The 23,502-nt window shown below is 61.9% G+C and carries 12 protein-coding genes, 1 tRNA gene and 1 pseudogene; 8 read left to right on the top strand and 6 right to left on the bottom strand.

Going from position 1 to position 23,502, the window contains the following annotated elements:
- Nucleotides 1-2,688 carry a methionine synthase gene (gene metH, locus ACT01B_RS07415; protein ID WP_445146723.1) on the top strand — a complete coding sequence of 896 codons (2,688 nt, stop codon included), beginning with the start codon at nt 1-3 and terminating at the stop codon, nt 2,686-2,688.
- An 18-nt stretch (nt 2,689-2,706) separates the two neighbouring features.
- On the opposite strand, the gene ACT01B_RS07410 is transcribed toward metH, so the two are convergent.
- Nucleotides 2,707-3,048 carry a lipid-A-disaccharide synthase N-terminal domain-containing protein gene (locus ACT01B_RS07410; RefSeq protein WP_445147445.1) on the bottom strand — a complete coding sequence of 114 codons (342 nt, stop codon included), beginning with the start codon at nt 3,046-3,048 and terminating at the stop codon, nt 2,707-2,709.
- A 134-nt stretch (nt 3,049-3,182) separates the two neighbouring features.
- Here ACT01B_RS07410 and ACT01B_RS07405 point away from each other — a divergent pair.
- A tRNA-Val gene (locus ACT01B_RS07405) sits at nt 3,183-3,257 on the top strand.
- A 227-nt stretch (nt 3,258-3,484) separates the two neighbouring features.
- On the opposite strand, the pseudogene ACT01B_RS07400 reads toward ACT01B_RS07405, so the two are convergent.
- Nucleotides 3,485-3,643 (bottom strand): annotated as a pseudogene (locus ACT01B_RS07400) (integrase core domain-containing protein); the annotation flags it as partial.
- 196 nt (nt 3,644-3,839) lie between these two features.
- On the opposite strand from ACT01B_RS07400, the gene ACT01B_RS07395 reads away from it, so the two are divergent.
- Together ACT01B_RS07395 and pbpC are read left to right on the top strand one after the other, a co-directional pair.
- Nucleotides 3,840-8,828, top strand: coding sequence for an alpha-2-macroglobulin family protein (locus ACT01B_RS07395; protein WP_445146722.1), 4,989 nt, complete (start codon nt 3,840-3,842; stop codon nt 8,826-8,828).
- Nucleotides 8,829-8,880: 52 nt separating this feature from the next.
- Nucleotides 8,881-11,331 (top strand): penicillin-binding protein 1C, encoded by a 2,451-nt coding sequence (gene pbpC / locus ACT01B_RS07390; RefSeq protein ID WP_445146721.1) that lies wholly within the window; start codon nt 8,881-8,883, stop codon nt 11,329-11,331.
- A 684-nt stretch (nt 11,332-12,015) separates the two neighbouring features.
- Here pbpC and ltrA read toward each other — a convergent pair.
- On the bottom strand, nt 12,016-13,257 hold the full coding sequence (ltrA, locus tag ACT01B_RS07385) for a group II intron reverse transcriptase/maturase (RefSeq protein WP_445143493.1): 1,242 nt from the start codon (nt 13,255-13,257) through the stop codon (nt 12,016-12,018).
- 552 nt (nt 13,258-13,809) lie between these two features.
- On the opposite strand from ltrA, the gene ACT01B_RS07380 reads away from it, so the two are divergent.
- From ACT01B_RS07380 to ACT01B_RS07365, 4 genes are all read left to right on the top strand, one after another.
- On the top strand, nt 13,810-14,130 hold the full coding sequence (locus ACT01B_RS07380) for a hypothetical protein (protein ID WP_445143612.1): 321 nt from the start codon (nt 13,810-13,812) through the stop codon (nt 14,128-14,130).
- Nucleotides 14,131-14,416: 286 nt separating this feature from the next.
- Nucleotides 14,417-14,833 (top strand): SDR family NAD(P)-dependent oxidoreductase, encoded by a 417-nt coding sequence (locus ACT01B_RS07375; RefSeq protein WP_445146720.1) that lies wholly within the window; start codon nt 14,417-14,419, stop codon nt 14,831-14,833.
- A gap of 34 nt (nt 14,834-14,867) precedes the next feature.
- Nucleotides 14,868-15,830 carry a fatty acid desaturase gene (locus tag ACT01B_RS07370; RefSeq protein ID WP_445146719.1) on the top strand — a complete coding sequence of 321 codons (963 nt, stop codon included), beginning with the start codon at nt 14,868-14,870 and terminating at the stop codon, nt 15,828-15,830.
- A gap of 324 nt (nt 15,831-16,154) precedes the next feature.
- Nucleotides 16,155-16,643, top strand: a complete 489-nt coding sequence (locus ACT01B_RS07365) for a nuclear transport factor 2 family protein (RefSeq protein ID WP_445146718.1) — start codon at nt 16,155-16,157, stop codon at nt 16,641-16,643.
- 186 nt (nt 16,644-16,829) lie between these two features.
- Here ACT01B_RS07365 and ACT01B_RS07360 read toward each other — a convergent pair whose 3' ends face one another.
- From ACT01B_RS07360 to ACT01B_RS07350, 3 genes are read right to left on the bottom strand one after another with little or no spacing between them, the layout of a single operon-like run.
- Nucleotides 16,830-18,248, bottom strand: a complete 1,419-nt coding sequence (locus ACT01B_RS07360) for an efflux transporter outer membrane subunit (RefSeq protein ID WP_445146717.1) — start codon at nt 18,246-18,248, stop codon at nt 16,830-16,832.
- Between the two features lie 43 nt (nt 18,249-18,291).
- A complete protein-coding gene (locus tag ACT01B_RS07355; RefSeq protein ID WP_445146716.1) occupies nt 18,292-21,477 on the bottom strand; it encodes an efflux RND transporter permease subunit in 3,186 nt (1,061 codons plus the stop codon).
- Complete coding sequence (locus ACT01B_RS07350; RefSeq protein ID WP_445146715.1) at nt 21,474-22,931, bottom strand: efflux RND transporter periplasmic adaptor subunit; 1,458 nt, start codon at nt 22,929-22,931, stop codon at nt 21,474-21,476. Before ACT01B_RS07350 ends, ACT01B_RS07355 begins: the two co-directional genes overlap by 4 nt.
- Nucleotides 22,932-23,502 lie beyond the last annotated feature (571 nt).

Raw genomic sequence — 23,502 nt, 5'->3', positions numbered from 1 at the left:
ATGATGCCCCGCCATACCCGTCTCTCCGGCCTTGAACCGCTGGTCATCACCCCCGACCTGCTGTTCGTCAATATCGGCGAGCGCACCAACGTCACCGGCTCCGCCCAGTTTCGCAAGCTGATCAAGGAAGAGCGTTACGAAGAAGCCGTGGACGTCGCGCGCCAACAGGTCGCCAGCGGCGCGCAGATCATCGACGTCAATATGGATGAAGGCTTGATCGATTCGGAGGCAGCGATGACGCGCTACCTCAATCTGATCGCTGCCGAACCGGATATTGCGCGCGTGCCGGTGATGGTCGATTCATCCAAATGGACCGTGATCGAGGCCGGCCTGCGCTGCCTGCAGGGCAAGGGCATCGTCAACTCCATCTCGATGAAGGAAGGCGAGGACATCTTCCTCGAACACGCGCGCAAGGTGCAGCAATACGGCGCCGCCGTGGTCGTCATGGCGTTCGACGAGCAAGGTCAGGCCGACACCTGCGAGCGCAAAGTGGAAATTTGCTCGCGCGCCTACGAACTGCTCACCACACGTCTCGACTTCGCGCCCGAAGACATCATCTTCGACCCGAACATCTTCGCCATCGCCACCGGCATCGAGGAACACAACAACTACGCGGTGGACTTCATCGAAGCCACCCGCGAAATCAAGCGCCGCTTCCCCGACACCCACGTATCCGGCGGCGTGTCGAATGTGTCCTTCTCGTTCCGCGGCAACAACACGGTGCGCGAGGCGATTCACTCGGTCTTCCTGTATCACGCGATCAAGGCCGGCATGGACATGGGCATCGTCAACGCCGGCGCGTTGATGATCTACGACGATCTTCCGGAGGACCTGCGCGAGCGCGTGGAAGACGTGGTACTCAACCGCCGCGCCGACGCCACCGAGCGCCTGCTTGAGATCGCCGAGAAGTTCAAGGGAAAGAAAGGCGAAGTCATCGTCGAGAATCTCGCCTGGCGCGAGAAGCCCGTGCGTGAGCGGCTTAGCCATGCGCTGGTACATGGCATCGATCAGTTCGTCACCGAAGACACCGAAGAGGCGCGCCAGCTGTCCACGCGTCCGCTGGATGTGATCGAAGGCGCGCTGATGGATGGCATGAACGTGGTCGGCGACCTGTTCGGCGCCGGCAAAATGTTCCTGCCGCAGGTGGTCAAGTCCGCCCGCGTCATGAAGAAAGCCGTGGCCTACTTGCTGCCCTATATCGAAGAAGAGAAGCTGCGCACCGGCGACATGGGCAAGAACAACGGCACCATCGTCATGGCCACGGTCAAGGGCGACGTGCACGACATCGGCAAGAACATCGTCGGCGTGGTGCTCCGCTGCAACAACTTCGAGGTGATCGACCTCGGCGTGATGGTGCCAGCGCAGAAGATTCTCGACACCGCACGCGAGCACAATGCCGACATCATCGGCCTCTCTGGACTCATCACTCCCTCACTGGAAGAGATGAGCCAGGTCGCACGCGAAATGCAGCGGCAGGACTTCCACATTCCCCTGCTCATCGGCGGCGCGACGACGTCGCGCGCGCACACCGCGCTGAAGATCGAGCCGCATTACAAGTCCCCCACCGTTTGGGTGAAGGACGCCTCGCGCGCCGTCGGCGTGGCGCAGTCGCTGGTCAGCAAGGACCTGGTCGACGCGTTCATGAGCAAGGTCCGCGCCGAGTACGCCGAAGTGCGCGAGCGCCATCGCAACCGCGGCCCTGGCAAACAGTTGGTATCGCTGGGGAAGGCACGTTCCCAGCGTTTCACCTGCGATTGGGCCAACTATCAGCCGCCGCAGCCACGCCAGCCCGGCATCACCGTGTTCGAGGACTACGACCTCGCCGAGTTGCGGCGGTATATCGACTGGTCGCCGTTCTTCAATGCGTGGGAGCTGGCCGGCCGCTACCCGGCGATACTCACCGACGAGATCGTCGGCGCCCAGGCCAGCGAACTGTTTCGCGATGCACAGGCCATGCTGGACCAGATGATCGCCGAGCGCTGGCTGACCGCGCGTGGCGTGATCGGTTTCTGGCCGGCCGCGCAGGTGGGCGATGACACCGAGGTCGCGACCGCCGACGGCAACAAGCTCGCGACGCTGCATCACCTGCGCCAGCAGGTAGACAAGCCGGTCGAGCGACCGGACTTTTCGCTGGCCGACTTCATCGCCCCCAAGGACGCGAACAAGCAGGACTGGATTGGCGGCTTCGCGGTTACGGCCGGCATCGGAATCGAAGAGCACGTCAAACGCTTCGAAGCCGCCCATGACGACTATTCGGCGATCCTGCTCAAGGCGCTGGCCGACCGCCTTGCCGAAGCGTTTGCCGAGCGCCTGCACGAGCGCGTGCGCCGTGAGTTCTGGGGCTATGCGGCGGACGAAACGCTCGATAACGATGCGTTGATCAACGAAAAGTACGCCGGCATTCGCCCTGCTCCCGGCTACCCCGCCTGCCCCGACCACACCGAGAAAGCCACCTTGTTCCGTTTGCTCGATGCCACCCACAACACGGGCATCGAGCTCACCGAAGGCTTCGCGATGTATCCGACGGCGGCCGTCTCCGGTTGGTATTTCTCACATCCGGACAGCCAGTATTTTGTGGTCGGTCGCCTCACCCGCGAACAGGTCGACGATTACGCCAAGCGCAAGGGCTGGACGCGCGAGCAAGCCGAACGCTGGCTGGCTCCCAATCTCGACTACGACCCGGACTGAGACGCCATCCTGGGGCGCCTAAACCTCGCTCTCGACCAGCGAGCGGCGCTTTACTTCGCGCAAATGCACGACCAGGTTGTAGACCGAAACAAACGACGGGAAAAAGTTGGAGAGAATGCCAACCGAATCGTTCTTGCCGAAAATGAAATAGGACAGCAGCAAGGCACTGCCGACCACCGACAACCACCAGAACGACAACGGCATGACCACGCGCTTCAGCTTGCGGGTGTAGTAGAGCTGCACAAACCAGCGACTGGTGAACATCACCGACCCGAGGAGGCCAACGATCTTCCAGGGGGTGAATTCGAATCGTCGCAGGGATTCTAGGATGTGGATAAATTCGTGCTGCAGGAAGTCCATGAGCCTGGCGCCGCCGGGAAAACGGACTATTGTACCCATCAACCTTTCAGCCAACTGCCCCGTCCCGCGTGCATAGCCCCCGGCCGCAGTCTTGACCCGCCGCCCCATCCCCCGTATATTAGCGCGCTCTCGGCGGGCGGTTAGCTCAGCGGTAGAGCACTGCCTTCACACGGCAGGTGTCACAAGTTCGATCCTTGTACCGCCCACCACCGAATACCCCTTGATTCAAGGGACTTAAGAGGCTCCAGAGATGGGGCCTTTTTTGTTGCCTGCGCTAAGGCACGTGCACACTTTTGGGGCCCTCGTGCACAAGCTTCAATGTGAACATTGGAGACCGTGCACACCTCCCGTTCGTGCACGCCCAGTCCTAACCCGTTGATTCCCGTTTCCTGAGCCCTGTCTAGTTGAGGCAGTGGGGTTGTCGACGCCCCGCAAATCAGTTCGGCGAATAACTAGAAGTCGCCGGGTCGTGCTGGACACGGAATTCGGCGGGCGTCAGCCCGCCGAGGCTGTCATGGGGAATCTCGCGGTTGTAGTCGGCTAACCACTGCTCGGTGTGTTCACGCATCTCGCTGAGTGTGCGGAACACGCGCATCCGGCGATCCACGTGAGCTTCACCAACAGGTCGTGACATGCCTGAATCTTGGAACCTTGTCCTGGCCTACATGAGCGCAGTGAGCGTCAAGGCCGGTTATGCCCTCTATAAATGTCGGTGCACGCTTAAAGCCACGCCGTCGCCTCGATCCGTCCATAAATGCGTGAGACACTCGTCGGTATCTTAGGGGGGCTCTATGACTTGCGCATCGAATGGCGACCGCGTCCGTAGTGGCGTGGCTGGGTTGGGGTTGTGCCTGCTGATCTGTGTCCTGGCTGCCTGCGGCCGCAGCGACGGTGGCAAGCCGGCGCTACAAGGCGCCCCTGCATCGGCCAGCTCGGCTGCCCACGCGACGGCGACGCCGTTTTCCCTGCTAGCTGCCAGCTCACGCGTCACCGACTCACGCACGGCGCTGATCATGACGTTCAGCGCGCCGCTGGCGGCAGCCCAGTCGTTCGACGAGCAGATTGCGGTGACAGGCCCCTCGGGCGAGACCGTCAGCGGCAGCTGGAACCTGCTGGCCGATGGCCGGACGCTGGCCTTCCCGTTCGTGAACCCGAACCAGCATTACGCGGTGCTGCTGCGTAGCGGGCTGTTGGCTGCCGACGGTCGCACCCTGGGGGTGGAGGCCAAACGAGATGTCTACTCCGGCAGCATTCCCGCGGCAGTAGGCTTCGCCTCCATGGGCAGCGTGCTGCCGGCCCGAGGCTCGCGAGGGCTCCCGGTGGTTTCGGTGAACGTGCACGACCTTGACATCGAATTCTTTCGCGTGCACGACGACGCTCTTTCGGATCTGTTCTGCGCGTATCCGGCCAACCGACATCGCGAAAACTACGAGCTGGAACACGAAGCCAGCGCGTGGGACCGTTGCGACAAGGGCGGTCGCGAGCGTCGCCCTATCACCGACATGGGCGACTCGGTGTATGCCAACCACTACACGCTGGAAGGCGAGCCCAATGCGCGGACGATTACCTATATCCCCGTGCAGAAGGTGAAGGAGCTGGCACAGCCCGGCGTCTACATGGCCGTGTTAAAGAAAGGGGGCACTTTCTCCGGAGGTTATGACACGGCGGTGTTCTTCGTCAGCGACCTCGGCCTGCACCTTCGCGTGTACCGTGACAACGCGTTGCTTCACGTCGCCTCGCTGCACGACGGCTCGCCGGTGGCTGGTGTCGAGGTGGAGGTGGACGGACCGTCGGGCAATGCGAAGCTGAAGGCCACCACGGATGGCGACGGCAACGCGCTCATGGCCTACAAGATTAATTCCTCGGACGTGCTGGTTGCCCGCAAGCACAGTGACGTATCCGTGCTGCCGTTCAATCGGCCCGCGCTGGATGTATCCAACTTCGACATTACGGGCCGTCGTCAGGCGCCGTTCGAGGTATTCGCCTGGTCCGGTCGCGACCTTTATCGACCTGGCGAAACTCTGCATGCCTCGGCGCTGCTGCGTGACTACGACGGCAAGCCGATGAAGGCCCAGCCGCTATTCGTCCGTCTAAAGCAACCCGATGGGCGCAACCTGTTGGACACGCGGCTGGACCCCAAGGACCTGAACTACTTTGAGTTGAGCCAGAAAATTCCCGAGGACGCCCCGACCGGGCTGTGGCAGCTTGAGTTTCGACTGGATCCCGCCAGCACCGAGGCGGTGCAGGCCTTCCCATTCCACGTAGAGGAGTTCCTGCCTGAGCGGCTGAAAGTCGAGTTGTCCAGCCCTCAGGCGCGGCTGGCACCCTCGGAACCGCTCAAGCTCACGGTGGCCTCCAGTTACCTCTATGGCGCGCCTGCCGATGGCAATCGCTTTACCGCCAAGTTACTGGTGAAACCGGAAGCGCATCCGCTGCCTTCGCTGCCGGACACGTTCTTCGGCAATCCGCTCATCGACCTGCCCAAGAGCGCCGACGACATCGTGGATGCCAAGCTGGACGCGCATGGCCAACTTGAGCAGGACATCGCGCTACCCGACGCCGTGAAGCCGGTGGCCCCGCTTACCGCAGTACTTGCGGGCAGCGTCTACGAGAGCGGCGGTCGCGCCGTGACACGCACGCTCGCCAAGGTCTACTGGCCGGCGTCGACCTTGGTAGGTGTGCGCCCGTTGTTCGAACCCAAACAGGGCGCGCCCGGCGAGGGCAAGGCCTCCTTCGAAATCCTGCGCGCCAACGTGGACGGCAAGCTGGTGGCTGGCTCGCACCTGAAGGTGCGGCTGCAAGCCGAGATCCGTGACTTCTACTGGCTTTATGAGCACGGCGACGATTGGAAGTCCAACGCCAATGTGCGATTGGCCTTGATGGACGAGAAGGACATCAGCGTGGGCGTCGGGCAGCGCGTGCAGGTCGACTTCCCCGTCGGTTGGGGCGGTTACCGGCTGGAGGTCTACGACCCCGAGACGCAGTTGACGACGGTGTTCCCCTTCTTCGCCGGTTACAGCTGGGACGACGAGAACACGGGCAAGGAGGCCAGGCCGGACAAGGTGAAGCTGGCGCTGGACAAAGCTCGCTACCGGGCCGGCGACACCATGAAGGTCACCGTGACGCCGCCGCACGAAGGGCCCGGTGTGTTGCTGGTCGAGTCCGACCACCTGCTCTACACGCGCAACATCAGTGCCAAGGCGGGTGCTACGTTCGAGATCCCGGTGACCAAGGAATGGGAGCGGCATGACGTGCACGTAGTGGCACTGGTGTTCCGTGGTGGCGACGCTTCGGACAAGACCACGCCGGCACGCGCCATGGGCATCGAACACGTGACCATGGATCGAAACGATCGCCGCATTCCCCTGAAGCTCAGCGCACCGGCGATGATGCGACCGGGCAATCCGCTTGATATCACCGTTCAGGCCGAAGGCCTGTCCGGGCAGCAGGCCTATGTCACGCTATCGGCAGTCGATCAGGGCGTGCTCAACATCACCAATTACCCGGTGCCGGACGCGTGGGCGTGGATGTTCGCCAAGCGCGCGATGATCATCGATGCCTACGATCTCTACAGTCGCGTCATCGAGGCGCTGGATGGCGTCGAGGCGAAGCTGCGCTACGGCGGAGATCTCACGGGCAAGGCCCTGCCGCATGGTGCACGCCTGAACCCCAAGGTGGAGATTGTCGATCTCTTCACGGGGCCGGTGCGCTTTGATGCGCAGGGCAAGGCCGTACTGCATGTGCAGGTGCCCGACTTCAACGGAAGCCTGAGGCTCGCCGCTCTGGCCTACAGCGACCAGCGTTTCGGTAACGCAGACGGCAACGTCACGGTACGCGCACCGCTGGTCGTAGAGCCAAGCACGCCGCGCGTCATGGCCGGCGGTGACAAGGCGCGCATCAGCCTGGACCTGAAGAACCTCTCCGGCAAGGACGGCGTGGTCAATGTGACGGTGAAGGGCAACGGCCTGATCAAGGTCAGCAACGCGACCAGTCACGTGCCGCTCAAGGATGGCGCCAGCACCACACTTACCCTGCCGGTCAGCGCCGATGCCGGCGTAGCGGTGGCCAAGATCGACATCCACGCCGAACTCAACGATTACAAGGTCGATCGCCACTTCGAGTTTGCGGTCCGCAATGCATGGCCTGAAGTGGTCAGTACGGTGCCAATAGCCATTGAAGACGGTAAGCCCGCGCGTCTCGACGCCACCTCATTGAACGGATTGGTGCCGGCCACCGTGCGCGCCCAGGTCACCCTGAGCACGCTGCCGCCGCTTCCGTACAGCGCGGCCCTGCGTGCACTTCTGAACTACCCCTATGGCTGCATCGAGCAGACCACCAGCAAGGGTTACGCGGCGCTCTACATGGACGAAAAGACCGCTCGCTCTCTTGGTACGCCAGGCCTTGGCGATACCCAGCGGCAGACCGCCGTGGAGAGTGCTTTGGCTCGCATCGCCTCGTTCCAGGCCAGCAATGCGCATTTCAGCTTTTGGGGTGGAACCAGCCCGATCGAAACCTTTATGACGCCCTACGTCGTTGACTTCATGCTCGACGCACGCGATGCCGGCTTCGCCGTGCCACAGGACGTACTGCAGAAGGCACTGCAGCGACTCAACGACGACCTGCTTTCGGGCGGCCATCCTTACTACAGCTACGAGCAGCACGATCACCTGCGCATTGCTGACGAGGCTTATTCCGGCTTCGTGCTCGCCCGAGTCAATCGTGCGCCGTTGGGCACCTTGCGCGCCATCTTCGATAACGATCGACAGAAGCTGGTGGCCCCGCTGCCGCTTGTGCATCTCGGTGTGGCGCTCAAACTGATGGGCGACAACGAACGTGCCCAGAAGGCCATCGAGGAGGCATTTGCATGGAGCAAGGAGCGGCCCTGGTACGTGGGTGACTATGGCTCGGACCTTCGCGACCTGGGCGTGATGGTTGCGCTCACCCACACCTACGGCCTGAGCAAGCCCGAATACGATACCAAGTTGATCGATTGGGCACGCAACGCCACAACGCGCGTCCGTGCCACACAGGAGAAGGTGCCGTACTACCTGTGGTCCTGGTCCTATCTCAGCACGCAGGAGCAGGTTGCGATTGCTCGCGTGGCGCACGCGTTCGATGCCGGCAGCAATCTGCCGCTCGCCGTCACCGTGCATGCGGGAGGCAAGGCGGAGCCGGTGCCGGACGGCAAGTCCATCTGGACGCGCGAAGTCACGGCGGCCGAACTGGGGAGCGGCGTCACGGTCCAGCCCGAAGGCAAGGCCACGGTGTTCGCAACCTTCGACGTCGCCGGCATACCGACAAAGGCGCCTCCGCCGGATGCCAGTCAGGTCGACGTGCGACGCAGCTACTTCACCACCGACGGCAAGTCGTGGAATGGCGACAAGCTAGTGGAAGGTGACACGCTGCTAGTCGAGCTGACCATCGAGGCACGCATGGACATGCCTGACGCGTTGGTCACCGATCTCGTGCCCGGTGGCCTGGAAGTGGAAAACCTCAACCTCGGTGGAGGCCAGCAGTGGGCAGGCGTGGTGGTGGATGGCATCCACCTCGATCAGCACGACGGTAGTGCCGAGATCGTGCATGAGGAATACCGCGATGACCGTTATGCGGCCGCGCTCAAGCTGCGTCGCGGGCGCGCGGCCCATGTCTTCTACGTGATGCATGCGGTGACGCCGGGTACGTACACGGTGCCGCCGCCGTTGGTGGAGGATATGTATCGTCCCGCTGTCCGCGGCATCGGCGCCATGCCGGTTGCTCAGCTAACGGTGCAGGAGCCGTGAAAACCATGGAGCCTGCGGTCTCCACTGCAGGCTCCGTTGGCACGCGAAGCCTATGCTCCCCGCCCCCTCCAACCCGCCACCGGCCGCATCATCCAGCGCCACAAGACCCGTTCGCCGGCGCTGGCTTGTGTTGGTGGCTGTCGCGGTCATCTTGGCGTTTGCTGCGGTCGCGCTCGATCGCTTGTTCCCTCTGCGGCTACCCGGCCCGGATACCGGCAGCACGGTGGTGCTTGCACGTGACGGCACACCGCTGCGCGCGTTTGCCGACAGCGACGGCGTATGGCGCTATCCCATCTCCGCAGCGCGCGTATCGCCGCTCTATCTCAAAGCGCTGCTTACTTACGAAGACAAAGGGTTCTATCACCATCCTGGCGTGAATCCGCTGGCGCTGTTTCGCGCAACGACCAGTTCGATCCGTCACCGCAGCATCGTCTCCGGCGGTTCGACCTTGACCATGCAGGTGGCGCGCATCCTGATGCCAATGCCCCATACGTTCGCTGGCAAGCTGGTGCAGATCTTCCGCGCTCTCCAGTTGGAAGCGCACCTGAGCAAGACGCAGATCCTCGACCTGTATCTCAATCACGCGCCGTTCGGAGGGCCTATCGAGGGCGTGGAGGCGGCCTCTTGGGCCTACCTCGGCAAATCGGCCGGACAGCTCTCGCACGCCGAGGCGGCCCTGCTCGCGGTACTTCCGCAATCCCCCAGCACGTACCGTCCTGATCGTCATCCCGACGCCGCACATCGTGCGCGCGACAAGGTGTTGCGCCGAATGCGCGATGAAGGTTTGTGGAGTGATACCGAGATACGCGACGCCAGCATTGAGCCGGTAGTGGCACGTTCACTGCGCTCGCCGTTGGACGCCGCGTTGCTCGCCGAGCGGCTGCATGAACAGCTGCCCGGCGCTCGGCGCATCGTGACGACCATTGATGCGAACCTGCAACGTGCGATGGAAGATCGGGTCAGCGAATACTTGTCCCGTTTACCGCCGCGCACGTCGGCCGCCGTGCTCGTGATCGACAACACCAGCCTTGAAGCGAGCGTCTACGTGGGCACGGCAGCGTTCGCCGACCCCCTGCGCCTTGGCCATGTCGATATGGTGCGCGCGCAGCGCTCGCCCGGCTCAACGCTCAAGCCCTTCCTTTACGGGCTGGCGTTGGACGATGGTCTGATCACCTCGCAGAGTCTGCTGGTCGACGCGCCACAGGATTTCGGTGGCTATCGGCCGGCGAACTTCGATGAATCGTTCAATGGACCCATCAGCGCGGCCGAGGCGCTTCAACGTTCGCTCAACGTACCGGCGGTGGACGTGCTTGATCACGTCGGTCCGAATCGCTTCGTCGCGCGGCTCGCCAACGGAGGCGTGGATCTGCGTTTGCCGCGCGGGGCCAGTCCGAATCTGTCCATCATCCTGGGCGGCGCTTCCACGCGCCTTGAGGACCTGGTGGGCGCCTATACCGCTTTCGCCAATGAGGGAATGGCCGGCAAGCCGCGTTATGTACCCGATCAGCCGCGTCAGCAGCGCAGGCTACTTTCACCCGGTGCCGCATGGATCATCCGCGATATTCTTGCGAGCAACCCTGCCGACGTGGAGGGTGCGCCCCTCGACGGCACGACGCGTGCGCAGAACACCATCGCGTGGAAAACCGGTACGAGCTATGGCTATCGTGACGCCTGGGCCATAGGCGTCACCGACGATTGGACGTTTGGCGTATGGATCGGCCGTCCTGACGGCACGCCCTCTCCAGGACAGTACGGCGCGGTGACAGCGCTCCCTCTCATGTTCAGCGTGGCCGCCATGTTACCGGTGACCCATGACCACGCCCATTTAGCGCAACCGAGCAGCGTGCGTGCCGTGGACATTTGCTGGCCACTGGGTGGTCCCGAAGCGAGCACGCCGCCGGCGTTGTGTCGCCAACGCCATCGCGCCCGGGCACTGGATGGTACCCTGCCGCCCACCTTCGCCGAACGCGACGTCACGGCGTGGACCGGTGGCTTGCTCACCCTACGAGTGGATGCCAAGGGGCGACGCCTTAGCGCCACGTGTCACGGTTCCGGCGAACACGCCCAATCACTTGCACGCTGGCCTGCACTCGCCACGCCGTGGCTGAGTCCGGGCGATGTCGCCGCGTCTGCACTACCGACGCTCGCACCCGGCTGCGCGCCCGATTCGCTCGAGGTCGCCAGTCCCATCCGCATAGCGGGCTTAAGCAACGGGGCCCTGCTGCGACAGGCGCCGAACAGCGCAGAACCACTGAGCATCACGCTTCATGCGCTTGGCACCGCTGACGACGTGCAATGGTTGCTTGACGGCAGACTGCAAGGTAGTAGCCACGGGGGCGCCGACATGCGTATCACCCTTACGCAACCCGGGCCTCACCAGATCACGGCGCTCTCCAGCCATGGCGCCTTCGCACGCCTGAGCGCGGTAGTAGACGCTCAGCGCTCGAACGCAACGCGAACCTATGGCAAGGCCGATCTGTTCAGCACCTCATCCGAGCACTGAGGTAGAACGATCCGCTGCCCAGCCATCTATCGGCTTACGGCCGCAAACATTCAGCGCTTGATAAAAGCGTTGTCACCGCAGTTGTTTGATGCAGCTGACTGACTATCAACGTTGCCTGACACGAGAGGCTTACTGCCTGTGACGTGCCGGTTCGCCAGAATGAATGCCCTGAATGCCTACTGAGCCGGCAGGCCTTGACCTCTTTACTAATAGAAGTGCCGACCGAAGGTGCCTCCAAGAATGTCAAAGCGTAACGCTGACGCGCCATTCGACAGACACTGACGTCGCAACTCCGCTGAAGCGTACGCGCTTGTCGATCGTTGCATGTGAGCCAATGAGACCAAACGACTGGTGAGAGAAAAAGCGGCGTTGGGCGGCGATCAGGGAAGCCCGAAGTCCGAGGACCACAGCAGCCAGGTCGCGCGCACCCATGCGTCGCAACGGCAATCCCTGACAGGCGGGGACCGTTGCCTTTGCTAATTTCGGCCCGTCACTCGTCGCGTTCTTTCCATGGGGCAACGCGAGTGACCATGGCAGCAATGTCATGAGGCGCGGGCCGCAGGTGCTGGAAACACCTACGACCCGCTAACCATCACCAACTATCTGGGTCGAGTAGCCCACGGGAACTTCCCCCACAGGCTCTCACGGAACCGGACGTGACAGTCTCCCGTCATCCGGCTCTTGTCATCCACCCTCACCGAAGATCCAGTGTGGCAGGAGGTTGGGTTGACGTTGCTTGATGCCATTCAACCATTGCCACCCACGGCTCCAGTGTCTCTTCAGTCGTTTGTATTTCCGTAACGCCCAACGCACGAGATAGCGATCGATGGTGAACATGGCTTTGTTTAGTGCAGAGCGGTGGAAGTGGCCGTAATACTGCACCCATCCCCGTAACACAGGACTTAGCCAGTCCACGATTTGTTGGAAGCCCAAATCGCTGCGTCGATGTATCGCCCATCCGCGGACGGTCTGCCGCATCGCACGTGCGGCCTTGGCACTGATCGCGGGTGTGAAGTTGGTGAAAAATTGCCCTCGCCGATTCCGCGCTTCTCTTGGCCGAAACTCGTAGCCAAGAAAATCAAAAGAGCAGCTGACATAGATGCTCTTCCGATTGGCATCTTTGCAATAGACAACCTTCGTCTTCTCCGGGTGCAGTGCCAACTTGCAGCGGGCCAGCCGATCCTCAATGGACTGCCTGAGTGCTTTCGCTTCCTGCTCGCTTCGGCAGTGACAAACGATGTCATCGGCATAGCGTTCGAAGGTGATGCCTGGATGAGACTCCCGCATCCACCGATCAAACACATAGTGCAGAAACAGGTTAGCTAGCAGTGGGCTGATAACCGCCCCTTGCGGTGTTCCCCGACCCGTACTGACGACCTGATTGCCATCGGGCATCTGGACCGGCATGGCCAACCATCGCTCGATATATAACAGCACCCAGGCACACTGGGTGTGCTTGCGTACTGCATGTATCAGTAATCGATGGTCAATGGTGTCGAAGAACCCCCGGATGTCCAGGTCCAGGACCCAGTCGCGTTCCCAGCAGCGCCGACGCGCCACCGCTAACGCTTGATGGGCTGAGCGACCGGGGCGATAGCCAAAGGAATCACGATCGAAGATGGCTTCGAACGTGGGTTCCAGAGCCCGTTTGACCACCGTTTGAGCAATCCGGTCCACGACGGTGGGTATGCCTAGGGGACGCGTTGTCCCGCCCTTCTTGGGTATGTCCACTCGTCGCACCGGTTGCGGTCGGTAGCTTCCCGAGCTCATTCGGTTCCACAGCTTGTACAGATGATTGTTCTCATTCTGCGCAAACTGTTTCAACGTTTGGCCGTCCACACCGGCCGCACCCTGGTTCGCCTTGACCTGCTGGTATGCCTCCCACACTTCCCGCTTGGAAATAACAAAGGGTTTGGCCAGGCTCATGCAAATCCTCCTCTTGCGAGTTGTTCGCTAAGTCCAACCGGGATAACAATGCCCCTTCGGTCCAGTGCCATTACGGCACCTTCCTCCCTACTACGGGCATTTCCGCCCCTGTGCGCCGCATCGGTACTCACCCTCTTGGGGAGGCCTTCCCCTTGAGGTTCTCCCTTCGCATCGGCACGACAGGTTCCCAAGTTCCTTATCAAAGCCTGGATTACCGTCACGTCGCCTTCATGCCGGTTGCCAATCAGGCGGTAGGCAGGTCGCCCCCTGATCTTGGGTCGCGCGCTGCAACTCATCAGCACGGTTTCGGCAACGTCTAACCATTTTTCGACACGTCGACAGCGATTCACTTGCGTTCGTCTCGGTAATCCACACCTGACGTGGTTGTCCACGCCTTTAACTCCAACGCTCACCACCCGAGCTCTTGACTCGCGCAGCTTGGAGGGGTTTGCGATCCACGCCTGTACGTTGACCGCGAGGGGCCTTCCCTCATCTTCGATAAAGCATCGCTAGCTCTTACAGAGCTACGCGTTCTTGGCACACGAGTTGATCATGGCTGTCCACGATCATACGGCACCCGCACGCCCGTCTTTGTGCTCCTTGGGTGACCCGTTCACCGATCCGCCCGCTGCCGATCTACCGGCTCATCGTCCACTGGCACACTCGCCACGCGGCACGACCTTCGACGACGTTGCGCTAGCGCATTACGCGCTTTCGCGACTGTGGTTTGAGGACGAGTCGTATCGAAAGGCGAAGGCAAGGCACCCCAAGGCCGAGCCCCTGACATGGCCACTCCCAACGCTTTTCAAGGACGGAGTAGCCGTGGCGATTCAGTGCCTGGAGCAGTACGCCCGGCAGCTTAGCAACGACTGACCGATGAACGGGTAAGCGCGTCCTTGTGATCGTTCCCGCGGTGCACCGGCCGGTTGGGCGGTGCACCGCACCTTGGTGACGCCTTACTCCGAAAAAGGGCTTTACCTCACACGGATCGCCGCCGGCGCTTATCCGCAGATCCGCTGTGCCCTACGCAGAAGTTCGTGCTTTCCCGGAAAACGGGGGCGGCGGATTCGCAGGACGTCGATGGACGGCACGTTCACGCTACTGTTTTGTAACATCACGCGCGTACATATTCGGTCGGGCGAAAGGCGTCGTCCGATCAATGATCCGCAACGATCCGCGCAAGAGGCTCGTCATGTGGCTGGAGAACCAGATCGCGTTGATCACCGGTGGCTACCAGGGCATGCGCCGCGCGTCCGTCCGGCTCTTCGCCCGGGAGGGCGCTACCTTTTTCGTTGCCGGACGAAGCCACGAGCGTGGCAATGCGTTGGCTGTAGAGATCAACGAAGCCGGCGGCAAGGCGCACTTCATCGAACTGGATGTGGTCAATCAGGACCACTGGAATGTCGCCGTTGATCAAATTAAGCAGAAAGCGGGCGGCCTCCACATCCTCATGAACATCGTCGGCAGCAACGTCCTCGCCCGCTTTGGATCGGCGGTGGTGTGTTGGCCTCAATCGCTAGCACGCTCTTTTGGCCCCCGAAGGGCGCTACTAGGTTATGCGGCGACTATTCTGTAATTATGAGGAATACACGGACCTACAGGCGGCGGGGATGGATGGCAGCCAAATAGCGGCAGAACAGCGAACGTCTCGACGTGTTCCCATCGACCATCGCGCCAATGTGGCGCTGCTTGGACTCGTCGCGGCCGCTGTACTGATACAGCTCATCGCATGGCCATTCCTGTTGCGGCAGTGGGGCGTCTCCGCGCTGTGGGTTGCGGTGCCGCTCGTGGTGCTGTCCCCGACGCATTGGGGGCTGATCCATGAGTCCATTCATGGACAGCTATGGCCCCAACGTCGGCTCAACGAATGGCTTGGACGGGCATTGGCCATCGCCTTCATGCTGCCGTACGACGCCGTGCGCTTCGGTCACCTGATGCATCACCGCTTTACACGCGAACCCTTTGACCGGCCGGATGTGCATGACGGCGTGACGCATCACATGCTTGCTCGCATCGGCTATTACACGCGTTTGTTGGGTGGTTTGTATCTGGGGGAGCTCGTGCTGCCGTTGCTCGCATTTCTGCCGACCACCCGGGTGTGTCGACTCGTCATGCATACGATACGCGGCGAAGACCCGATAGGCCGGGATGTCCAGCGCTTGTTTCTGGGTTTTGCCGGAAATCAGGAACGGCGCATCCGTATACGGCGTGACTGGTTGCTGTCGGTCACACTCCATGCCTGTGCATTTTATCTGTACGGGCCGTGGTGGCCCGCGCTTGCCATAACCATGTTTCTGCGTGGACTGTGGCACTCACTGGCGGATAACCTGCCCCACTACGACGTCACGCTCGACGAACAGGAGCGGGCTCGCAACTTTCGCGCGCCGGCCATCTGGCGACCGGTGTTGATGAATCATCATCTTCACCGCCTGCATCACCAGCATCCAACACTACCCTGGACGGCACTTCCGACGCTCGCTCGCGTTGGTGCCGCGGCTTCTGCAACCGATACTGACGTTGGTTACTTCAGAGCGGCGCTCCGGCAGTTTCGGGGGTTTGGCAGAGTACGTTAAAGGAGGCGCGCCTGCGCCCAGCGCGTGCTCCGTGCGTCCTCCCGAATCTCACATCGATTCAGTGGATGAACATCAAGTCAGAGATGGCCTTTGGTCCATGCTTTGCTAGCCGTCGTCGGATCTGCTTGGTGCCAAGCGCTCCATGGCACGGTTGACGAGAGACATCTGCGGGAACATATTCACGAAGGGGTGTGCTCCAGGTGGACTGCAAGATCACGCCAAAATCACGGCAAGCCCGTAGGCGAGAGCCGTGGCGCGGGGCTAGTCGGAGTCCGTGCGGCGGCCCAAGCCCCGAGGTGGCGTGCCCACCCGCGGAGGTATCCCATGAAAAGTCTATTCCTCATGCTGGGTCTCATGCTTGTTATGCCGGCGCTCGCCGGATCGCAGGGCGACCGCGGCCCGCCGGCAGACATCCTCGCCTTGCGCAACATCGAGATCACGTTCCACACCGCCGGGAGCGTGCTGCCCGAGAAGAGCCTGGATCTCATGATGAGCATCTATGCCGACGATGCGGTGCTCACCGACACCGCGCACGACAACAATGTCTACCGTGGAAAGGCTGAGGTGCGGCGCTACTGGGCGGACGTAAGCGGCCCGTTCCGCCCCGAGCATCGCTGGATCGGCTACACGCCCGCGATGCGCATGCATGCGGAGGTCGACGGCGACAAAGCGACGCTCTACTTCGAGTGCCTGTGGATGGATGTGGACAAGGAGGCGATTGGCGCCCACTCCTTCTCCGACATGAAACTCGTGCGGCTGCACGGGCATTGGCTGGTCAAGGACATCCGCGTGGGCAAGGTCGACAAACTGTGACTTGCGCCTGCTCCAAAAAATGACGGGGTAGCGATAGTTTCTTTGGGAGCCATTGTAAGAACCAAATTTTGGCGGAACAAAAAGCCTGGCAGGCTTTTGCCGGGCTTTGTTCTCTATGGGTGGGGCGTCTATCGCGTGTTGCGCTGACCGGCTGAAGACGCTCGACGGCTTGGCCGAATCAGCCGCTCACTTCTGCCCTGGCGATGCCGGGCTATTCGCCGGCATGCCGGTCTCGGGCGCGGCACTGGATGCCACAGGTGAACCCTCGGTCGGCCAGCCGTAGCCGAGTGCCTTGTAGACGTTCACGACTTCGATGAGGCGCTGCCCTTGCAGACCCGACTGCGACAACTGCGCATTGAACAAGCTGCGCTCGGCGTCGAGTACTTCCAGGTAGCTGGTATAGCCGCCTTCGTTCAGCTGACGCGCCAGCGAGGCATATTGATCCAGCGCCTTGACCTGCCGATCGACGGCTCCCAGCTGGTCCTTGGTCCGCTGTTCGCCAACGAGCGCATCTTCAACGTCAGCGAACGCGTTCTGTATCGCCGACTGATACGTGAACAACGCTTCCTGTTGGCGCGCCTCCGCCTGTTTGACCGTGCCCGCTATGGCTCCGGCCGTGAAAATCGGCACCGTCGCCGCGCCAGCGTACGACCACATCTTCGCCGGCCCGCTCCATAACGAAGACAGCGCCGTACTCGCCGCACCGAACAAGCCGGTCAGGCTGATGGTGGGGAAGTATTGCGCCTTCGCAGCACCGATCTGGGCATTCGCCGACACCAGGGCCTGCTCGGCCGCGCGAATATCGGGACGCTGATCCAGCAACGAGGACGGCAGGCCCGTCGGAATGCTCGGCACGGCGATCTGGTCGATGGGCTTGCCGCGGGGGATCGGCCCAGGGTTCTCGCCGAGCAGGAGCGACAAGGCGTTTTCCTGTTGGGCAATCTCCTGCTCGAACTGATACTCCGATGCCTGCGCCGTGGCGTATTCGGATTCTGCCTGGCTAACCTGGACCTGGGATACCACGCCGCCCCCGAATCGCTCCTCGTACAGCTTCAGCGCCGCAGCACGCAGATCAACCGTGGAGCGGGAGATAACCAGGCGCTGATCCAGATCGCGCAGGCTGATATAGGCCGTTGCCACACTGGCCTCCAGCGAGATGAGCGTGGCGTCGCGCGCGTACTTCGTGCCGAGCAGATCGGCGCGAGCCGACTCGCGCAAGCGGCGCAGGCGGCCAAACAAATCAATCTCCCACGAGGCCATCACGCTTGCCTGTACCTCGGTGGCCTCATACTCGCGCGTCAGTGGCGTGGCGGGATAACGCTCGCGGCCGCCGGAAAAGCCGGCGGAGAGCTGCGGATAGAGTGCAGACCGGGTGGTCATCAAGCGGCCGTAATACTCATCGATTCGCGCGGCGGCGACGGCCAGATCCTTGTTCTGCGCGATCGCCTTCTGGATCAGTGCATCGAGCACGGGATCATTGAATTGGGACCACCAGTCCGCCGAGCTCTGCTGCATCGCCTGCACATCCGCAAAGCGATAGGTGACCGGCGTCTCAACGGTTGGCCGGTGATAGTCCGGACCAACCGCGCAACCGTAAAGGGCCACGCTGCATGCCAGACAAGACCACCCTAGCCACTGGCGTCCCATCTCATCCCTCCTGACGGACCGACGGATGATCATCGTCGGGCTTGGGCGGCGTCGCCCCGGATGGCTCTGCTTCGGCGCGCTTCTTGCGGCCCGACATTGTTTCCAGTCCCCAGAAAAACATTGGAATGAACAGCAACGCGATCACCGTGGCGCCCAGCATGCCAAACACGACGCCGGTGCCCAGTGAGCGGCGGCTGGCGGCGGAGGCGCCACTGGCGATAGCCAGCGGCACGCAGCCGAGGATGAAGGCCAGCGACGTCATGATGATGGGGCGCAGGCGCAGCTTGGCCGCATGCAGGGACGCGTCGTAGGCGTTCATCCCCTCTTTCTCGCGCATCTCGACGGCAAACTCGAAAATAAGAATGGCGTTCTTCGCTGCCAGCGCAATCAGTACGGTCAGGCCGATCTGGAAGTACACATCGTTTTCCATGCCGCGCATCAAGATGCCGATGAGCGCGCCAAACAGCGCGAACGGCACGGCCATCAGCACACCGAGCGGCAGCGACCACTTTTCGTACTGCGCCGCAAGAATGAGGAACACCATGCCAAGCGCGAACGCGAACACCGCTGCGGCCGTCGACCCCGCCGTCTTTTCCTCGTACGCCTGGCCGCTCCAGCCGTAGCTGTAGCCGCCGCCAAGCACTTCGCGCGCCGTGTCCTCCATGGCCGCAATGGCCTGGCCGGAGCTGTAGCCAGGGGCGGCGTCGCCGGTGATCTTGGCGGCGGGGAAGTTGTTGAAACGGGAAACGATATCGGCGCCCGCCACATATCGACTGGTGGTCATGGACTTGATCGGGACCATGTCGCCGCTCTTGTTCCTGACATAGAGCTGCTGGAGATCCTCCGGCCGCATGCGAAATTGCGGCTCCGCCTGCATGATCACCTGAAACAGTCGACTGCTCTTTGGAAATTGGCTTACATAAAGCGATCCAAACATGGTCTGCAGAACGGAATAGACGTCCTGTACAGCAACCCCTTGCGACTCGGCTCGCTCACGATCGACTTCCACCAACAGCTGGCGCGATCGGGTATTGATTAGTGAAGTCACCCCGCGCAGCTCCGGTCGCTGTTTCGCCTTGGCGATAAACGCGCGCGTAGTCGCTTCGAGCATCTGGTAACTACCGCTCCCGGTACTCTGCAACCAGAACTCAAAGCCGCCGGTCGTACCGAGACCGGGAATGGATGGCGGATTCACCGCCACCACCGCTCCCTCGGTGAAAGCGGAAAACGCCTTGTGTGAGTCCTTGATGATGTCGGCCGCACCCTGCCCCTCACCGCGATCCGCAAAGCTCTTCAGCGTCACGAACAAGGTGCCTGCGTTCGCCTTGTACTGGGAATCGATCAGGCTGTAGCCGACGGGCGCGGCGATCGACTGCACGCCAGGCTGCTTGGCAAACCAGTCCTCGGCGCGCTTGGATAGATCGCTGGTCCGATCCAGACTGGCCGCATCCGGCAGCATGACCGCGGCAAAGAGGTAGCCCTGGTCTTCCGTCGGCAAGAATGACGATGGAATATGCTTGAACAGCCCTACCGAGATCGCGATCATGCCCGCGATGATCAGCAAGGAAGCGACCACGCGCTTGATCGCCAGCTGTACGGCGCGACCATAGCCTTCCGTGAAGCGGTCGAACTGGGTATTGAACCAGGTAAAGAAGCGATTCTTCTTGTGGCTTCCCGGCTTGAGCAGGATCGCAGCGAGTGCCGGCGATAGCGTCAGCGCCACCACGCCCGATAGCAGGACGGACACGGCAATCGTCACCGCGAACTGCTTGTACAACTGCCCCGTAATGCCGGAGAGAAAGGCGACCGGGATAAATACCGCGAGCAAGACCAGCACGATGGCAATGACCGGCCCACTGACCTCATCCATCGCCTTCTTTGCCGCTTCCTTCGGCGCAAGCTTGAACTCGGTCATGTTGCGCTCGACGTTTTCGATCACCACGATCGCGTCATCCACCACGATGCCGATCGCCAGCACCATGCCGAACAAGGTCAGCATGTTGATCGAAAAGCCGAGTGCGCTCATGCCGATAAAGGTGCCGAGGATGGAAACTGGCACCGCCAGAATCGGCACCAGGGTGGCGCGGAAGCTCTGCAGGAACAGGTAGACGACGATGATGACCAGGATCACCGCCTCGCCCAGCGTGTGCACCACCTCGCCAATCGAGTCCTTCACGAATTCCGTGGTGTCGAGCGCGACTTCATAGTCGAGCCCCGGCGGGAAGCTCTTCTTCAGCTCGGCGAGCGTGCTGCGTACCTTCTTGGAGACATCGAGCGCATTGGCGCCTGACTGTTGATAGACGGCAATGAGCGTCGCCGTCTTGCCGTTGTATCGCCCGCGTAACGTGTAGTCCTTCGAGCCCAATTCCGCCCTGGCTACATCCTTTAGACGAACCAGCGCGGCGGCATCGCCGGTCCCTCCGCGCAGGATGATTTCTTCGAACTCAGCCGGCTGCGTCATGCGGCCTTTGGTGGCAATCGGAAAGGTCTGCTGGACCGGCGCCGGCGTCGGCGCCTGCCCAATACGTCCGGCGGAAAACTGCTGATTCTGCGAACCAATCGCCTGCTGAACATCGCCCACGGTGATGCCCAGCTTTGCCATGCGGTCGGGTTTCAGCCAAATGCGCATGGCATAGTCGGCGGAACCGAAGATCGCCGCCTGGTTGGCGCCGGGAATCCGTTTCAGGGCATCGAGCACATAGACGTTGGCGTAGTTGGCGACGTAGGCCTGATCGAAGGCGTTGTCCGGCGCATAGACGGCGATCACCATCATGAAAGCTGATGACCGCTTCTGCACCGATACGCCCTGGGCCGTGACCGCATCGGGCAAGAAGGGCAATGCCAGGTTCACACGGTTCTGCACATCAACCTGGGCCAGCGCAGGGTCGGTTCCGATATTGAAAAAACCCGTGATGGTCAGGTTGCCCGTCGATGAACTCGTCGAGTTCATATAGATCATGTTGTCCGCGCCGTTGATCTGTTGCTCCAGCGGCGCGGCGACGTTTTGCGCGACGATCTCCGAACTGGCGCCTGGATAGGTGGCGGTCACCGTGATCGTCGGCGGCGCGATGTCAGGAAACTGCGCGATCGGCAGATTGACCATCGCCACCAGGCCGGCAACGACGAGGATGATGGACACGACCGATGCAAAGATCGGCCTGTCGATGAAGAAGTGCGAGAAATTCATTGCGCTTCTCTCGATGCGGCCGGCTTTCCCTCGGGAACCACCGTGACCTCAACCCGGCGCGCATCATCCTTGGTCCCGGCCGTGATATCGGTCGGTGGACGAAGCTCGATCCTGTCTTCCTTGACGCCAGCGACCAGCAATGCGGATCGCACGGCTTTCGCGCGGGCCGCAGCCAGCTTGAGATTCGCTTCATGCGAACCCGAGGCATCGGCATAACCCGAGATCACGGCACGTCCCGACGACGGTCCATGCAGCTGTTCGGCGATGGGCGCGAGCTTCGCCGCCGCGTCCTCCGAGATCTGCGCACTGCCAACCTCAAACAGCACCGCGGCCTTCGCCCCAGCGTGCGCCCGCGCAGACGGGGCGCCGCCATGGGAAGGTGTAGCGTTGGCAGCGCCGGCATTACCCTGCTTGGTAACCGCCTGCGGCGCCGCCGCGGCGGGAAGCTTCGCCGGATGGGCCTTCACCGCCGCGCCAGGCGCGAGCCGGATAAAGTTGTCCACCACCACCTGGTCGCCTGCATGAAGTCCTGAGTTGACCACCCAGTCCGTGCCATTCCATTCACCGATCTCCACCAGCCGCGGCTGAGCCTTGCCTTCGGCGGTTACGGTCCATACGAACGAGCCCTGCTCGCCCTGTTGCACGGCTTCCTGCGGCACCGAGATCGCCTTGGTTCGCTCCGCGCCAGACACTTTCACGCGCACGAACTGCCCGGGTCGCAAGAGACCTTCTCGATTGTCGAACTCCGCACGTACGAGATAGGTTCCCGTTTCCGTGTTGAGCGAGGCATCGGAAAAGGAGATGCGTCCGCGCACCGGGAACACGCTGCCATCGGCAAGCACGATCTCCACTTCCAGTAAGCCGAGCGCCGGCAACTTGAGCGCGCCCGACGTCGCCTGCTCGCGCATGCGCAAAAACTCGTTTTCAGAAAGGGTGAAATTGACCCACATCGGATCCAGCTTCGCCACATAGGTGAGCAGGCTGGTGGTGGTGTCGATATACGAACCATCCTGCCGCTTGGCGAAGCTGGACAGTCCCGTCACCGGCGACGTGATCGTGGTGTATCCAAGATTGAGCTGTGCGCTGGTCACATTGGCGCGCGCCTGCTCAACCGCCGCCGCGGCGCCCTGTTGCTGACCGGTCGCGTCGTCAAGATCCTTCTGGCTCAAGGCATTCTTGGCGGCAAGCGGGCGGACCCGATTGAGGTTGGCCTGTGCCGTATCGAGGCGCGCGCGCTGTTGGTTGAATTCGGCCTGCGCCGCATCCAGTGCTGCCTCGAATGGCTTTCGATCCATGCGGAACATGACATCACCCGCGTGCACCATCGAGCCTTCTTTGTAAACCCGCTCCTCGAGAAAGCCATTGACGCGCGCGCGTATTTCTACCTGCTGGGAGCTCTCAGTCTGACCCACATATTCAAAGGTGACCGGGACGTCGCGAAGCGACACGGTCATCGCGGCCACTTCAGTGGGCGCAGCGGCAGCGGGAGCCTCTTTGCTCCCGTTACATCCGCACAACCCTGCGGACAAGAGAGCGACAGCAATATAGGCATGTAGTCTGCGCATCGTTCAGACCTTTTCACCGGCAAGAATTGCCGACGTGCTACAGCACGCCTTCTGGCTTCCCTCTGGCGTCGGACAAAGGGCTGATGACCGCAATGGCTCCGTAACGAAACGACGCCCCGCATGTCGAACTCGACGTAGGTCGATCAGACCGTAGTTTTACTTAGGTCCTCGCGCGACCTATGACCGGTCAATCCGATTTACTCGCCATGGCTGGCCTGCCAACCGACATTGACAAGCCATAGTCAACGAAGCTCCCTACCGGAAGGGATTGCTGCCTATATCACACCATTCGAGTGAGCTTGAGAATCGTAAATTTACTGCTTGGCGGAGCGCGTCTCTCTGCTCCCGAGCGCAACTGATGAGCCGCCTTGGCTGAACCAGCCCACGTACGAGAGCCGGTCGCTGCACTCGACGCCAGCAAGACCCGCGATTGCTCAGCTGCGATCAAAACGGCGGCGTG

This window comes from Dyella sp. Tek66A03 (genome assembly GCF_052567735.1).
The sequence above is the reverse complement of the archived record's forward strand: the minus strand, read 5'-3'. Positions and strand labels throughout refer to the sequence as shown.